The sequence below is a fragment of the Streptomyces sp. NPDC007346 genome, from assembly GCF_040703535.1.
Lineage (GTDB): Bacteria > Actinomycetota > Actinomycetes > Streptomycetales > Streptomycetaceae > Streptomyces.
In genome coordinates this window covers 1-14982 of sequence record NZ_JBEYKR010000002.1, presented here as the reverse complement: position 1 = coordinate 14982, position 14982 = coordinate 1, and the positions used below count along the sequence as shown (strand labels likewise).

General features: G+C 73.8%; 11 protein-coding genes. 5 read left to right on the top strand and 6 right to left on the bottom strand.

What is annotated here, in order from left to right; genetic code table 11:
- Positions 1 to 458 precede the first annotated feature (458 nt).
- From AB0917_RS00905 to AB0917_RS00890, 4 genes are all read right to left on the bottom strand, one after another.
- On the bottom strand, positions 459 to 2627 hold the full coding sequence (locus AB0917_RS00905; protein WP_366817286.1) for an AAA family ATPase: 2169 nt from the start codon (positions 2625 to 2627) through the stop codon (positions 459 to 461).
- A complete protein-coding gene (locus AB0917_RS00900; protein WP_366817285.1) occupies positions 2624 to 3331 on the bottom strand; it encodes a DUF4255 domain-containing protein in 708 nt (235 codons plus the stop codon). Before AB0917_RS00900 ends, AB0917_RS00905 begins: the two co-directional genes overlap by 4 nt.
- Complete coding sequence (locus tag AB0917_RS00895) at positions 3328 to 6597, bottom strand: hypothetical protein (RefSeq protein WP_366817284.1); 3270 nt, start codon at positions 6595 to 6597, stop codon at positions 3328 to 3330. The genes AB0917_RS00900 and AB0917_RS00895 overlap by 4 nt, the downstream gene beginning before the upstream one ends.
- Before the next feature lie 212 nt (positions 6598 to 6809).
- Entirely contained in the window at positions 6810 to 7535 is a 726-nt protein-coding gene (locus AB0917_RS00890) for a response regulator transcription factor (RefSeq protein WP_366817282.1), read from the bottom strand.
- A 224-nt stretch (positions 7536 to 7759) separates the two neighbouring features.
- On the opposite strand from AB0917_RS00890, the gene AB0917_RS00885 reads away from it, so the two are divergent.
- From AB0917_RS00885 to AB0917_RS00865, 5 genes are all read left to right on the top strand, one after another.
- Positions 7760 to 9127, top strand: coding sequence for a hydrolytic protein (locus tag AB0917_RS00885; RefSeq protein WP_366817399.1), 1368 nt, complete (start codon positions 7760 to 7762; stop codon positions 9125 to 9127).
- A gap of 840 nt (positions 9128 to 9967) precedes the next feature.
- Positions 9968 to 11503, top strand: a complete 1536-nt coding sequence (locus tag AB0917_RS00880; RefSeq protein WP_366817281.1) for a phage tail sheath family protein — start codon at positions 9968 to 9970, stop codon at positions 11501 to 11503.
- 65 nt (positions 11504 to 11568) lie between these two features.
- A complete protein-coding gene (locus AB0917_RS00875; protein ID WP_007457189.1) occupies positions 11569 to 12009 on the top strand; it encodes a phage tail protein in 441 nt (146 codons plus the stop codon).
- Entirely contained in the window at positions 12006 to 12512 is a 507-nt protein-coding gene (locus AB0917_RS00870) for a hypothetical protein (RefSeq protein WP_366817280.1), read from the top strand. Before AB0917_RS00875 ends, AB0917_RS00870 begins: the two co-directional genes overlap by 4 nt.
- Positions 12509 to 12667, top strand: coding sequence for a DUF6760 family protein (locus AB0917_RS00865; RefSeq protein WP_018492281.1), 159 nt, complete (start codon positions 12509 to 12511; stop codon positions 12665 to 12667). The genes AB0917_RS00870 and AB0917_RS00865 overlap by 4 nt, the downstream gene beginning before the upstream one ends.
- 282 nt (positions 12668 to 12949) lie before the next feature.
- Here AB0917_RS00865 and AB0917_RS00860 read toward each other — a convergent pair whose 3' ends face one another.
- A complete protein-coding gene (locus AB0917_RS00860) occupies positions 12950 to 13642 on the bottom strand; it encodes a hypothetical protein (RefSeq protein ID WP_366817279.1) in 693 nt (230 codons plus the stop codon).
- Between the two features lie 273 nt (positions 13643 to 13915).
- Complete coding sequence (locus AB0917_RS00855) at positions 13916 to 14704, bottom strand: hypothetical protein (RefSeq protein ID WP_366817278.1); 789 nt, start codon at positions 14702 to 14704, stop codon at positions 13916 to 13918.
- Positions 14705 to 14982 lie beyond the last annotated feature (278 nt).

The window sequence follows — 14982 nt, the reverse complement described above, 5'->3', positions numbered from 1 at the left end:
GCGAGTCTGCTGCACCGGCCGCGTACCGGTCGACGCTTTACGGCCGGGAGGGACGTCCCGGGACGGGACACGCCTGTGACCAGCGAGAAGAGACGCAGAGGCGGGACGGCGGGACCCCGGAGAGCCGGAAATCCCCGTCCGGGACAGGGATTTCGGGCACGTCGGTGACACGGTGGCGGGGGCGGTGGTGGCGGCTGGCACGCGTCCGTCGTCCGTTCGTCGCTCCGGGGGGCGCGGGCGCTCCGGGGCGCGGGCATTCCGGGGCGCGGGCATTCCGGGGCGCGGGTGCTCCAGGGCGCGGGCATTCCGGGCGCAGACATCCAGGGCGTGGGACCCCAGGCGCGAACGCCCCGGGTTCACGAGCCAGGTTCACGCCCCAGGTTCACACCCCGGGCTCACGAGCAGGTTCACGCCCCGGGTTCACAGGCCGGGTTCACGCCCCGCCCCCCCCACGCGCCCTACCGCCCCCCGCGCCCCCGCTCCTTCGCCAGCCACGGACCGAACTCGCTCTCCAGCACCAGCCGTCCCAGCTTGCGGTACTCCTGGAGCACCGCCGTGACGAGCTGGTCCATGGTCAGCGGGGCCCGCGACTCCGCCGCGAGGTAGGCGGCGGTCACCGCGCAGGCCCGGATCGAGCCGCCCGCCAGCTCGAAGCGGGCCGCGCAGAACTCCAGGTCGAGCGCGGCGTCGCGCGGGATCGAGGGGCCCAGGCAGCGGTCCCACAGGGCCAGGCGCTGCTCGGCGTCCGGCATCGGGAACTCCGCGACCACGTCCAGGCGGCGGGTGAACGCCTCGTCCAGGTTGGCCCGGAGGTTGGTGGTGAGCACGGCGATCCCGTCGAAGGACTCCATGCGCTGGAGGAGGTAGGCCGACTCCACGTTGGCGTGCTTGTCGCGGGCGTCCTTGACCTGCGACCGCTTCCCGAAGATCGCGTCGGCCTCGTCGAAGAGCAGGATGCCGTTGACGTCGGAGGCCTCGACGAAGATCCGCTCCAGGTTCTTCTCGGTCTCGCCGATGTACTTGTCGATCACCGTGGAGAGGTCGACCACGTAGAGCTCCATGCCCAGTTCGCGGGCGACCACCTCGGCCGACATGGTCTTGCCGGTGCCGGACTCGCCGGCGAACAGTGCGATGACCCCTCGGCCCCGGCCGCCGCCCGGCCGCATCCCCCACCGGCCGAGCACCTGCTCGCGGTGGCGGGCGCGCAGGGCGAGTTCGGTGAGCTGGGTGCGGGTGGCCGGGGGCAGCACCAGGTCGTCCCAGCCGACGGCGGGTTCGATGCGGCGGGCGAGCCGTTCGAGCCCGGCGCCGTTCTGGGCCCGGACCGCCGCGCGCAGGTCGTCCGGGTGGACCGGGCGCTGCTCCAGGACGGCCAGCCGGGAGGCGACGGTGGCGGCCTTCCTCAGCTGTTCGGAGTCGAGCCGGTAGGAGGCGGTGGCCTCGATGAGGCGGTCGTCGACGCTCGCCCGCGCGTCCGGCAGCCCCACCGACCTGGCCGCCTCCGCGAGCGCCCGCCGCCACTGCTGTGCCGCGCCCGCGGGGCCCGGCGGCAGGACGGCGACCGGGACCGGGCTGTCCCGGGTCCACAGCGGGTCCCAGTTCTTCTTCCCGTACGCGATCAGGGGCGTGCCGCTCACCGCCGCGCACAGCGAGGCCAGCAGACGGGCCCCCTCGGGGCGTTCGGGGGCGAGCGCTTCGAGCGGGCCGAGGACGACGCCGCCGTGGGCGAGGCGGGCCTCGGCCGCCAGGGTCCGTACCAGCTCGGCCGTCCGGTCGCCGGCCCCGGCGAGGGCCGCGATGTCCACCACGAGGGGGCGGCGGCCGGCGGCGGCGAGCGCGTCGACGGCCGGTCCCAAGGGGTCGCCGCCCCGGTCGAGCAGGTGCACCAGGCCGCTGCCCGTGGCGAGGGCCGCCGCGATCCGCCGGGCCTCCGGCCGGTCCTCGGCGGCGCCCTCCGGGGCGGCCACCCGGACGAAGCCGCGCAGTCTGCCGTCGGTCTCGTCGTCGCCGAGGAGGTGGGCGGTGATCCGGTCGGGCACCCTCAAGGTCCGGGAGAGCAGGGGGCGTTCGGGTTCGCCGATCTCCAGGAGCCCGCCCGCGACGAGCGGGGCGGACGGCTGGAACCGGAAGCGGCCGGAGCCCGCCGCCGGCAGCCCGCAGAGCTCCAGGGCCAGGCCGATGGCGGGGCGGCGGCGGGTGAGGTCGTCGTTGAGGTAGCCGTAGAGGCGTTCGAACCGGGCGTCGATGTCCGGGGCCATCGCGACCAGCAGCAGTTCCACGTCGAGCGGGACCAGGCCGAAGCTCCGGGCCAGCAGGTCGAGCCGGGAGCCGGGCGGGGCGGGCGGCACGGGCTCGGGGCCGTACGGCGGTTGCGCGCCCGCCGGCTCCGTACCGTACGAAGGTACGGGAGCGAACGCGTCCCGCGACTCCAGGACGCGTTCGACCGCCTCGGGGGTGAGGTACTGCCCCCGGTAGGGGTCGTCGGGCTCCGGGTCGGTCGTGTGGCGGGCCGCCACCGCGTGCCGGACCCGCTGCTCGACGCGGCCCAGCCGCTCCCACAGGATCTCGACGTCCGTCTCCGGGAGGCCGGCCGCGCCCTGGACGGGGGCGCTCCGCGTCAGCGTCATCGTGCCGCGCTCCCCCGCCTGCGCCGGCCGGGCGGCAGCTGCCGTTCCCGCTCGGCGGCGAAGCCCTCCGCGTCCAGGCCGTCCGCCCCTTCGTACCGCAGGCGGCGGCCCGGGTCGTCGGCCGCCGTACCGTCCACGGCGGGTGCGGCCTTCATCACGAGCCCCTCGGTGACCGGCGGGCCCGCGGGGGCCCGTTCGCCGGCGAGCGGGGCGAGGACGCGCAGGTCGATCCCGGCCTTCAGCTCGCCGCCGAGCGCGGACCACACGTCGGAGGCGGACGGGCCGTCGGTGCGCGGGCCCGCCGCCTCCAGTCCCACGGTGAGCCCCAGCTCGGCGAGGCTGCCGGTGAGCATCGGGGCGGGCAGCACGTCGTGGCGCATCAGGCAGCGCAACACCTCGGAGAGCAGGCGGTGTTCGTCCTGCGGGCGGTTAGTCCAGGCGGTGACCAGGTAGGTCAGCTCGAACCAGCGCGGCGGGGTCCGCCAGGCGGTGACCATCCCGTTCTCGTCGTGCTCCTCGGCCGTGCCGGTCCGCCGTCTGGCCGCGTCCTCCCGGATGCCGTGCAGGAAGACGCTGATCGTGGGGGCGTTGCGCCGGGCCGACCAGTCCTTGGTCGGGGCGTCGAAGACCAGGTCGACCCCGCTCTCCTGGAGTCCGGCGTCGACCAGCAGCAGCCGCAGCCCTTCGTCGACTTCGTGGATCATCGGCGGATCACCTCGTCCGGCGGGGTGATGGTGCCGAGCACCACGAGGAAGTCGGTGGTGACCGGCGAGAAGCCGGGGCCCTGCGCCGTGATCGTGCGCGGGCCCGTCCGGTCCTTGGGCAGGATCAGCAGCTGGGCGATGAACGTGCCGTCCGGCTTCGGCAGGGTCGGCGCGGCGGCGGCCGTGATCCCCGGGTTCCAGCTGAGCTTCACGGGCGCCCCGGGCGGGAAGTCCTTGCCGCGCACCGAGGTGACGAAGCCGGGCTTGCCGACGGCGGGCACCGAGACGATCCGGGGCTGGAGGATGCGCAGCGGGATGCGGGAGACGTTGTCGCTCCGGTCCGCGTCCGTGCCGGTCGTGGTGAGGGTGGCCGTGATGGTGGTGCGCAGGGCCCGGTCCGGGGAGAGGACGACGCGTACGACGGTGGAGGCGCCGGGCGCCAGGTCGGGCAGCGTGCACTGTCCGGCCGCGCAGCCCGCCGGGAGCGGGCCCGCCGGGATGGTGCCGGGCAGGCCGAGCTGGAGCCGCAGGCCGGTGGCGGAGGCGTTGCGGCCGTTGCGCACGGTGTACGTGACCACGACCTTGCCGCCGACGTAGCCGGGGCTGGGCTGGGCCCGTACGACGACCGCGGGACCGGCCAGGGGCGCGGGCGGCAGCGGGGCCGGGGGCCTGGCGGCGGGCGGGGCCGGGGTCGGGGCCGGAGGGTTGGGCGGGGCGGGCGCGGTGGTGGTGGGCGTCGGAGTGGGGGCCGGCGTGGTGGGCGTCGGGGTCGGGGTGGGGGCCGTGGGGGTGGGCGTCGGGGTGGGTGACGGGGTCGGCGGGGGCACGTCCTGGACCGGGACGAGGGTGCCGGTGGCGTTGTCCGTGGGGTTCGGGTCGAGCACGGCGCCGGTGACGGACCAGCCGACCGGCTGGTCGCCCCGGGCCACGCCGGTCAGCCGGGCGGTGATCTCCACCGCGGTGCCGGGCAGGACGACGCCCAGGTCGCACTGGGGCGATCCGGCCTCGCAGGTACCGGCGTCGGTGGTCAGCTCCTCCAGCCGTACGCCGGGCGGGGCGTCGGCCGTGAACGTGGTGCCGGGCGAGGGTGAGGGGCCGTGGTTGACCACGGTGACCGTCACCTCGACCGAGGAGCCGACCTCCACGGCGGGCCCGGTGGGCGGGGCCGTCACGGCGAGGTCGACCGCCTGCTGGTAGCTGGGCTCCTTCTGGCGTCCGGCGTGCGTGTTGTCCAGCGGCGTCAGCTCGCCGGAGGCCAGGTCGAGCACCGAGAGCTGCTCCATCGAGTTCGGCGCCACCTCGCGGCGGGAGGTCAGCACGATCCGGCTGCCGTCCGGCGACCAGGCCACGTCGCGGGGCTGGAAGGGGCCGGTCTGCGTGGTGTCGGGGATCTCCTGGTCGCAGCCGTCGGGGTTGTCCCGCTCGGAGGAGGGCAGCACGACCCGGCAGCCGCCGCCGCGCAGGGGCTTGATCAGGATGCCAGCCTGCTCGTTGACGCGGCCGCCGCCGTCCTTGCGGTTGAAGGCGACCCTCGTACCGTCCGGGGAGAAGGCGGGGCTGTCGTCGATGACTTCGCAGTCGCCGTAGCAGATGGTGGCGCTGAGGTCCCGCTGCTGGTCGAGCCGGTTCGCCGGCACGACCCAGATGTGCTTGTTGCCGCCGTGGCCGTTGATCGTGTGGTTGCGGGTGAAGGCGAGGTTGACGCCGTCGGAGGACCAGGTGGGCTGGGCGTCGCCGCCCTGCTGCTGGCCCTCGGGCGGGTGGATCTCGTCCAGGATGGCGCCGGTGGCCACGTCGGCGATGAGGATGCGGCCCGGCCCCGCGGCCTCGCCGACGCCGCCGGGCGAGGTCCGGGTGAACGCCAGCTTGGTGCCGTCGGGCGAGAAGGTGGGGTCGGTGTCCCAGTCACGCTCGCCCCGTCCGGCGAGCGGCAGCACCTCGGCGTCGGAGCCGTCGGCGTCGACCATCCAGATCCGCTGGATGCGTGCGTCGGCGGGGCCCTCGAAGCGGGTCACGACGATGCGCCGGCCGTCGGGGGTGTAGTTCTGCCGCTCGGTCCACGGGTCGTACCCGGCCGCCGGGTTGAACAGCGGGTCGAGTCCGGGCTCGGTGTTGGTGCGGGCCGCCGGGTCCTCGTCGAGGATGGTCAGCCCGAGGTCGCGCGGATCCGAGCCGTCCTGCCGTACGTCCTGGAGCGTCACGGTGTTCGCCGCCGCGGCGGTGATCCGGGCGACGACGACGGTCCCGGAGTCCGCGGGGCCGAGCCAGGTGGGCGGGCCGACCTTCCGGTCCTCGGTCAGCAGTTGCTCCGGGGCCTCGTCGACGAACGCGGTCACCCGGTACACGTGGTCGAAGTCGTCGCAGCCGCAGGTGTGGAAGGGGCTGATGAAGACGATGTCGTCGCCGTCCGGCAGCCAGGAGGCCGAGCGGGTGCCCCATTCGGCGTGGCCGCCGGTCAGCAGGGGCCGGTCGGTGCCGATGCCCCGGGTGGCCCGCAGCCGCATGCCGTCCTGGAGGTCGGGGTCGGTGGTGAGGGTGTACGCGACGAGGCCCCGGCGGGCGTCGTCGTCCACCGGGTTCCAGGACGGTTCGGTGGCGTCGCCTGGCGGTCCGTCGCTGATCCGGGTCTGCTCTCCGCCGGCGAGGTCCCGCTGGTATATCTGCCAGCCCCGTGAGGCGTCCCCGTCGCAGGCGTACGCGATCCGGGTGCCGTCCGGGGAGAAGGTCGGGGACTCCTCGTTGTCGGGGGTGTCCGTGAGCCGCCGCAGGTCCAGGCCGTCGATGCTGATCGACCACAGGTCGCGCTGGACGGTGGAGCCGGGTCCGGTCTCCGCCGAGTCGAAGACCACGGTCTGCCCGTCGGGGGAGAGTTCGGGGTTGGCCGCGTCGCGGTCGGTGGTGAGCCGGCGTACGGTCCCGTCCGCGTCGCGCACGTACACCTGGGGGCGCACGCTGTCGCGGAGGCTGGTGAAGACGAGCACCGGGCCACGGGCGGAGGGGTCCTCGTCGTAGTGGGTGGGGCCGTCCCCGAAGAGGGGTTCGGTGGCCTCCGGGTCCGTGACCCGGCCGAGGCTGCGGTGCTCCGTACCGGCGAACGCGATGCGCCCGGCCTCGGCCGGGTCCGCCTCGGCCGCCGCGGCCGTGAACCTCGGTGCCCCGTGCGGGGCGGAGGCGGAGCCGACGACCAGCAGCGGCGCCAGCAGCACCACCGCGCCCGCCAGTCGGCTCCACCGGGAATGCTTCGCCGGGCCAGCAGTGCCGGTCACGGCCCACCTCACAGTCTGTTGATGACGCTCCACCGTCGAGCATCGCGCTCGCGCGGGGCGGGAAGACAGGCCCCAAGTACCCGGACCGGGGGAAGGAGCCGCTGCCCTTTGCGGCGGTCCCTCCCCTCCCCCGGTCCAGGATCGCCCCGGGAACTCCCCCGCGGCCAGGGCTCGTACGGGGCGGTGCGGTGAACGGCCGGGGCGGTGAACGGTCAGATCAGCCCGTGCCGCATCGCGTAGCCGACCGCATGGGCGCGGTTGCGCAGTTCGAGCCGGGTCGCCACCTCGTGCAGCACGTTCTTGACGGTGCGTTCGGAGTACGAGGTCTTCTGCGCGATCTCCGCGGTGTCGAAGCCCTCCGACACCAGCCGGATCATCTCGGCCTCCCGTGCGGTGAGGGTGGAGAGGGTGAGCCCGCGGGGGTCCAGGACCGTCCGCTGGAGGCTGCTGACGTGGTCCAGGAGCTTGCCCAGCAGGTCGCCCGGGAGGACGCCCTCGCCGTTCGCCATCGCGGTGACCAGGTGGATCAGCCGGTCCTGGTCGGCCTCGCCGCGCCGCAGCACGGCGGCGACCCCGCACTCGATCATGGTCTGGAGCGCGCCGGACTCGAAGAAGCCGACGACCAGTCCGGTGCGGGTGGAGGTGTTGCGCTGGAGGCGGTGCAGGAGCTGGATGGTGGGCTCGTCCACCATGTCCACCACCACCAGGGAGACCTGGGCCTTGTCGGCCTCGGCCTCCGGTATCAGTTCTATCTCCGGCCGCATCCGCAGCTGGTGGATCATGCCGGTCTGAAGGATCAGGTCCTCCGCGTACACCGCCACGGTGACCCTGCCGCCGGTCCCCGCCCCGGGGGTGGTCCGGGCGGCCCGTTGTGCCGCGTCGAGCCTGCGGTACTGCCCGCGCTCCGTCGTTCTGCTCTTCGTTTCTGCCGTTGTCATCGTTCCGCGCCGTCTTTCTCAGGTACTTCCGCCCGATATGCCTTCTCCGCCCTCGACCGCACCGGTCTTCGGCAGGGGGCGCGGGCCCTGGGCGGGGTCGCGGGACCGACGGGCCGGTGGGCCCTCGGGGCATCGGCGCTGCCCGCTCGTTGCCCTCGTGACCCTGCTGCACAGCCGCCGGGGCGGCTTACCGTCGCAGGGTGACCACATCTGCCGAACTCGAAATGCCCAGGGTGACGGTGTCGCCCGGCGGTACCGCGACGACCACCCTGACCGTGCGCAACGACGGTGACATCGTCGAGGCCTACACGCTCGAAGTCGTCGGCGACTGCGCCGCGTGGAGCACCGTCGAGCCGGCCCGCGTGTCGCTCTACCCGGGCACCTCCGAGACGGTGACCCTCACGTTCGCCCCGCCGCGCTCCAGTGACGTCAGAGCGGGCGAGACCCCGCTGGCCGTCCGCGTACTGCCCGCGGAGCACCCGGAGTCGGTGGTGGTGCCGGAGGGCACGGTCACCGTCGAGCCCTACCACGAGCTGCGCACCGAGCTGGAGCCGCGCCGCCGCCGGGGCTGGCTGGGCGCCCGGTTCCGTACCGCCGTGCAGAACAAGGGGAACACCCCGGTCGACGTCGCCTTCACCGGCAAGCAGGCCGGGGAGGAGCTGCGGCTCGGCTTCACCCCGGGTCGCAAGCGGCTGGAGCCGGGCGAGTCGGCCGAGATACGGCTGAAGGTCCGTGCGGGCAAGCTCATCTGGTTCGGCGCGCCGGTCACCTGGCCGTTCGAGGTGGAGGCCGCCGAGGCCGAGGCGCCCGTCGAGGCCGTCGAGGTGGGGACCGGGGGCGGGAAGCCCGCCCGTCCGGAGCCCGCCGGGCCGGATCTGCTGCGCCCGGAGCCGGTCCCCGGCGAGTTCCTCCAGGTGCCCGTACTGCCCAAGTGGCTGCTGATCGTGCTGGCCGCGCTGCTGGCGCTGCTGCTCGCCTGGTTCGCGCTGGTCCGGCCGGCGGTGCAGAGCACCGCGAAGCAGGCGGTGACCGAGGCCGCGGAGGAGGAGGCCGCCCGCAACGAACAGCAGCAGGGTTCGGCAACGCCGGGCGGCGCGGACTCCCCGGGCGGAAGCCAGGGGCAGGGCACCGCTCCGGACGGCTCGGGCACGCCCGGTGGCAACGGCGGCTCCGGTACGGGACCGGGGACAGGCACCGGCCCGGGTGGCACGGGCACCGGGGGCGCCGGGGGCACCGAGCAGAGCTCCGCGACGATCGACGTGGAGACCAGGGCGGGCGCCGAGGAGCAGGGGACGTATCAGGTTCCGGCGGGCAAGGTCTTCGGCATCACGGACCTCGTGGTGGCGAACTTCCAGGGCGACGAGGGAGTGCTGACGATCTCCTTCGGAGAGCGGAAGATCACCACCATCGCGCTGGAAACCTTCCGCAACCAGGACTATCACTGGGTCACCCCCATTCAGATTCCGGAGAACGCCACGGTCACCGCTGCCGTCACCTGTGCCAAGCCCGGCACCCCGGCGACCGGAACGCAGGCTTCGGGCTGCCATCAGGTGGTCAACGTCAGCGGTGTACTCAGCGATCTCGCTCGGTAGAACTCGGCAGAACTCGGCAGAAACGGGTGGAGCGCAGCGGAAACAGGCATCGCCGGGCGCCGCGCTCCACCTATCGGTGACGACAACAGCAGAAACCCGCCCCCGGAGGAAACCCGGCGTGCCGGGCGATGGCGGATTCGCCCTCCCTAATACGCCACAGGTCTACACCAAGTCGGTCATCCTCGACGTCGACGACCCGGGAAGAATATCCGGTTCCGGCGTGCTCGATCACGAACGGGCCTGATCAGAGCCGTTCCTGACGGTTCAACGGGAGACGCCGGGTGCCCGATCGGAACGGTCCGGCGCCCGTTTCCACCGGCGAAACCCGCCCGCACGACCACACCTTCTGGGCGCATTCTGGCCGAATCCCGTCACTCGGCGACGATTCCCGGGGACCCCCGTACGCTTTTTCGCCACGTGGCGTTCACCGAGAAAAAGAGATACCGAACACATCCCCGGGACGAGCCGGAACCCGTAATTCCGACGCGTCTCCGGAACGACGGCCGGAGCGGAACCCGGGGAGGAACCCGGAGTGGAACCAGCGGCGGAACCGGCGCGTAACGGGGGCGCAGCCGGACCGCAACCGGAGTGGGGCCGGAGCGGAAACTGTTCCGTGACCCGTTGTTCTCCTCCCCTTCATCTCGGCCCGCCGGAATGCGCCCCCTCCCGGCGAATACGGCACGCGGCCCGGCCGGCCCGCCAAGGGCAGCGATCACCGCCGCCGGGGTGCCTGGGAAGGCAGCGTCGTTGCCCCGCGCCCAGGACTTTGAGGCCTACTCCCCGCCCCGGCCGTCAAGCGAGACTGACGGGTGAACGAGTGACCACCCCGAAGGAGCGAGCATGCCGTCGTACCTCACCCCCGGTGTATACGTGGAGGAGGTGCAGTCCGGAGCACGGCCCATCGAGGGAGTCGGCACCGCGGTCGCAGCCTTCGTCGGCTTCGCCGAGACGGGCCCCTTCCACCAGCCGACGCTGGTGACCAACTGGGACCAGTACGTCCAGACGTTCGGCACCTTCACCGCCGGCACCTACCTCACCCACGCCGTCTACGGCTTCTTCGCCAACGGCGGCGGCGCGGCCTACATCGTGCGCATCGGCGGCCCGGCGCAGGGCGCGTCCGAGGCCCCCGGCGCCGTCGGCCAGGCCCCGGCCCCCGTCGCCCTCGGCGGCTTCCTCATCGCCGCCAGGTCGGGCACCGGCGCCGACCTCTCCGTCGAGATCGCCGACCCCGAGGGCGAGAACCCCCCGGAGGACCGCTTCCGGCTGCTGGTCCGCCAGGCCGGCAAGGTCGTGGAGACGTACGACGCCTCCACCCGCAAGAACGTCAAGGGCTACCTGGTCACCCAGGCCCGCGACTCCAAGCTCGTCCAGGTCACCGAGCAGCCCGGCACGGCCCAGAGCCGCCCCGAGAAGCAGACGGTGGCCCTCGCCCCGGCCACCGGCGCCCCCGGTTCCGGTGTGGCGCGGCTCGACGCGTCCGAGTACGTCGGTGACGCCGCCGCCCGCACGGGCTTCGCCGGCCTGGAATCGATCGACGAGATCACCATGGTCGCCGTCCCCGACCTGATGAGCGCCTTCCAGCGCGGCGAGATCGACGCCGAGGGCGTCAAGACCGTGCAGCTCGCGGTCATCTCGCACTGCGAGCAGATGGGCGACCGGGTCGCCGTCCTGGACACCCCGCCCGGCATGAACGCCCAGCGGGTCCGCGACTGGCGCAACGACGACGCCGGTTACGACTCGCGCTACGCCACCCTGTACTACCCCTGGGTCAAGGTCTTCGACCCGGCGAGCGGCCGCAACTCCCTGGTCCCGCCGAGTGGTCACGTGGCCGGTGTCTGGGCGCGCAGCGACGGTGAGCGCGGTGTCCACAAGGCCCCCGCCAACGAGGTCATCCGCGGCGCGGTCGACCTGGAGATCCGCCTCAGCAAGGGCGAGCAGGACCTGCTCAACCCGATCGGCGTCAACTGCGTCCGGGCCTTCCCCGGGCGGGGCATCCGCATCTGGGGCGCCCGCACCCTCTCCTCCGACCCGGCCTGGCGCTACCTCAACGTGCGCCGGCTCTTCAACTACCTGGAGGAGTCCATCCTCCTGGGCACCCAGTGGGTCGTGTTCGAGCCGAACGACGACCGGCTCTGGTCGAGCATCCGGCGCAACGTCACCGCCTTCCTCACCGAGGAGTGGCGACGCGGCGCGCTGTTCGGCCGCACGGCCGAGGAGGCGTTCTACGTCCGGTGCGACCGGAGCAACAACCCGCAGGAGTCGATCGACCTCGGCCAGGTCGTCTGCGAGATCGGTGTCGCCCCGGTGAAGCCCGCGGAGTTCGTGGTCTTCCGCCTCGCGCAGTTCTCCGACAGCACCAGCCTCATCGACGAGTGACCCTCGCGGTCCTCCTCCCCACCACCATCCTTCATCTTCACTAGCGGAACAGGTGACACCCAGTCATGGCAGAGGGCGACGCTCTTTCCACCCACGTATTCGGCGTACAGCTCGGCGGCTACCTCGTGGAGTCCATCCAGGAGATCAGTGGCATGACCGTCGAGGAGGAAGTCGTCGAGGTCCGTCAGGTGACCGCCGAGGGCAAGCAGATCATCCGCAAGCAGCCGGGCGCGCGCCAGGCGGGCGAGGTGACGATCACCCGCGGGCTCGACAAGAGCAGCGAGTTCACCACCTGGATCAAGGAGACGCTCAACAACGGCGCCGTCGACACCGCGCGCCAGAACCTCACGATCGAGATCAAGGACTCGACCGGTGAGACCGTCCGGCGCATCCAGCTGATGCAGGGCTGGGCCTCCAAGTGGGAGGGCCCCTCCCTCAAGGCCGGCGAGTCCAGCGCCGCCACGGAGACGGTGACCATCACCTTCGAGGAGATCGTGGTCGAATGAGGCGCCGGACCGTTTCGCCGGGCGCCGGCCTCGAAGAGGTCCTGGACACGCTCGCCGCCACGCCCGCCCCGCGCGAGGAGGCCGCCGCCCCGGCGGCGGCCCCGCCCCGGGACCGCTCCCGCGAACGGGACGCGCTCCAGACGGAGTTCGCCTTCGAGCTGCCGCGCGGGTACGTCGACGACGAGGGCCAGCTGCACCGGCACGGCACCATGCGGCTCGCGACGGCCCGGGACGAGCTGCGCCCGCAGATCGACCTGCGGGTGAAGGAGAACCCGGCGTACCTGTCCGTGGTGCTGCTGAGCCAGGTGATCACCCAGCTCGGAACGGTCACCGATGTGCACGCCGGGATCGTGGAGCGGATGTACGCCACCGACGTGGCGTTCCTCCAGGACTTCTACCGCCGGATCAACAGCGAGGGCCACACGCACGCGGCGGTGACCTGCCCGCTCTGCCAGGGCTCGTTCGAGGTGGACCTCTCGGGTGGGCGCCTGGGGGAATCGTGACGTACGCGCTTCCCCGGTTGCGGGAGGAGATCGCGTACGTCGCCTACCACTTCCATTGGCAGCGTGAGGACATTCTCGACCTCACCCACGCTGAGCGTCAGCAGTGGGTGCGGGAGATAGCGCGGATCAACACCCGCGTCAACGAAGGCGGGTGATCGTGTGGGGTTCGGGGACTGGCTGCGCCGAACGGACCGGCAACGGCCCGGCGGGGCGGCGCGGGACGGGGCCGGTGCCGGCTCGGATGCGGGTGCGGGTGCGGGTGTCGGCGGTGGTGCCGGTGGTGATGGTCGTACGGGGACGGGTGGTGGTCCTGAGTCGTCGGGACCGGGGCCTTCAGTGCCTGCGGCTTCCGGTTCCGAGGTTTCCGGCTCTGCGGCTCTCGGTTCTGCGGCTTCCGGTTCTGCGGCTTCCGGTTCCGGCTGGGATGGGGGCTGGCGTCAGGTCGCCCCGCCTTCGGTGACCGTCGCCCGGTCCTCGATCGGGGTGAGCGACGGGCTGCGGTTCCGGTCCCAGCTCGCCTCCTGGCAGAACCCCGCCCTCGGCGGCGAACTCGGCCACGCCGTACTCCCGTCCGCCCCGGTGGGCCTCATCCACGGCGTGACCCGTCCCGGCTCGGCGCGTTCGACGTCCCCCGGGGGGCCGCTGCTGCTGCGGGCCGCCCGGCCGGAGGCGGAGGGCGAGACGGAGGCTGCGGGGGGTGGATCGGCTGCGGCGGGTCTGCCGTCCGCGAGTGGTCGGACCCCTGGGCGGAGTGCCCCGGTCCAGCGGTCGGGCGGCGGCACGACGCCGAAGACGGTACGGGGAACGGGTGCGGGTACCCGTACGGGGTCCGCGTCCGGCTCAGGCGCGGGCGCCGCGCCTGCTGCGGGCCCGGCCCCGGCGGCCACGCCGACCGTGCAGCGGGCCGCGAACACCGGAGCGGCTCCGGCCTCTTCGCAGGCCGCTGCCCCCGCCTCGGCCACGGCCGCCACTTCGGCTTCGGCTTCGGCTTCGGCTTCGGCTTCGGCTGTTGAGCGTGCGCGCCCCGCCGCCGTACGTCCTCGGCGGACGGCGCCGCCCCTGATCGTCGCCCGGCGTCCGGCGATGCGGCTGCGGCAGATCACCGGACTGCCGCCGGTCGCCTCTGCCACGCCCGCCGTTGCTTCAGCAGCGGTCGCTCCTCCCGACACCGTGCAACGGAGCGCCACCGCTCAGCACCGGTCCGAGCAGCCGCCCGCCCCCGCCCGGCCGGAGAGCCCCGGCCACGCGTCGGCTCCCGCCCCCGAGGCCGTACGCCCCGCCCTGGGCAAGCCCCTGCGGGAGTTGCCCTCCGGGGCCATCCCGTCCGGCCCCGGAGGGCAAGCGCAGCCCTCGCCCGCTGCCCCTGCGGGGCAGGAGGAGACGGCCATGCCGGTGCTCCAGCGTCAGACGCCGGAGACGGCGGCGCCGACAGCCTCACCGGCCGCGACACCTCCGCCGGGACAGGCACCACCGGCACCGGCACCGGCACCGGTCCAGAAGGCTCCGGCTGCGGGCGCGGGACCGTCATCGGCGACCGCGTCACGCCAGGCACCACGCCCCGACGCCTCCGGGCCCCCGCAGCCCGCCGACGCCACCGGCTCCCGAGCCCGTGCGCGCGGCGGGATCGGCACGCCCCTCACCTCGCTCCCGTCGACCGCCCGGGTCCAGCGCGACGCCCCGCTCCTCGGTGACCGTCGCCGTACGCAGCCGGGCCCCTCGGGCGCACCGGCACCGCGGAGCGCGCCCCCTCGGGCCACCACTCCACCGGCCTCCCCGAGCACGCCTTCCGAGATGCCGGTGCGATCCGCCCCCGCGCCCGCCTCGGCCGCCTCGCCCGCGCCCGTACAGCGCGCGGTGGACGGCGAGCGCGCCCAGACGCGTACGTCTACGGGTACGGGCACGGGTGCGGGTGTCGGTACGGGTGGGTCCGCGCCCGCTGCCGCCGCTTCCCCGGCCTCTCCCCCGGCACCGGTCCGTATCCGGAACATCGGCCCGAGGCGGGCGGGCGCACGGGCCGCCGCCACGCCTCCCACCGGCACCGTCCCGCTGTCACCGACCGTCCAGCGGTCGCGCACCCTGCTCTCGGGCCGGGGGCTGAAGGTCAGCACGGGTGCCGCCGAGGGGTTCTCCGCCACCCCGACGGCAGCGGGGGCGGCAGGCGCCGGCACGGCCCGCCCGGTCGTGGCAGCCACCTGGCGCCGTGACGTACAGCAGCCGGGGCCCACCACCGCGAACGGAACCGGAGCGCACCGGCCCAGCCCGACCGGAACCGGTACGGGCGGGCCCAGCCCGACCGGACCCGGTGCAGCCGGGCCCGGTGCGACGCGTGCCACCGGTACGCCGGGGCCCGGGAGCCCGCAGGCCCGGGACGCCGGCGCGTCGGCACGGGCCTGGCCAGTCTCGATGGCTTGCTGGGCGGGGGCTTTCCCAGCGCTTCGGTCTCGCTGGCGATGGGGCCGTCGGGTATTGG

What these genes read in the sequence shown, in the direction of transcription:
- AB0917_RS00905 (WP_366817286.1), bottom strand. Translation starts at nt 2,627, where the DNA reads ATGACGCTGACGCGGAGCGCCCCCGTCCAGGGCGCGGCCGGCCTCCCG.
- AB0917_RS00900 (WP_366817285.1), bottom strand. Translation starts at nt 3,331, where the DNA reads ATGATCCACGAAGTCGACGAAGGGCTGCGGCTGCTGCTGGTCGACGCC.
- AB0917_RS00890 (WP_366817282.1), bottom strand. Translation starts at nt 7,535, where the DNA reads ATGACAACGGCAGAAACGAAGAGCAGAACGACGGAGCGCGGGCAGTAC.
- AB0917_RS00885 (WP_366817399.1), top strand. Translation starts at nt 7,760, where the DNA reads ATGCCCAGGGTGACGGTGTCGCCCGGCGGTACCGCGACGACCACCCTG.
- AB0917_RS00880 (WP_366817281.1), top strand. Translation starts at nt 9,968, where the DNA reads ATGCCGTCGTACCTCACCCCCGGTGTATACGTGGAGGAGGTGCAGTCC.
- AB0917_RS00875 (WP_007457189.1), top strand. Translation starts at nt 11,569, where the DNA reads ATGGCAGAGGGCGACGCTCTTTCCACCCACGTATTCGGCGTACAGCTC.
- AB0917_RS00870 (WP_366817280.1), top strand. Translation starts at nt 12,006, where the DNA reads ATGAGGCGCCGGACCGTTTCGCCGGGCGCCGGCCTCGAAGAGGTCCTG.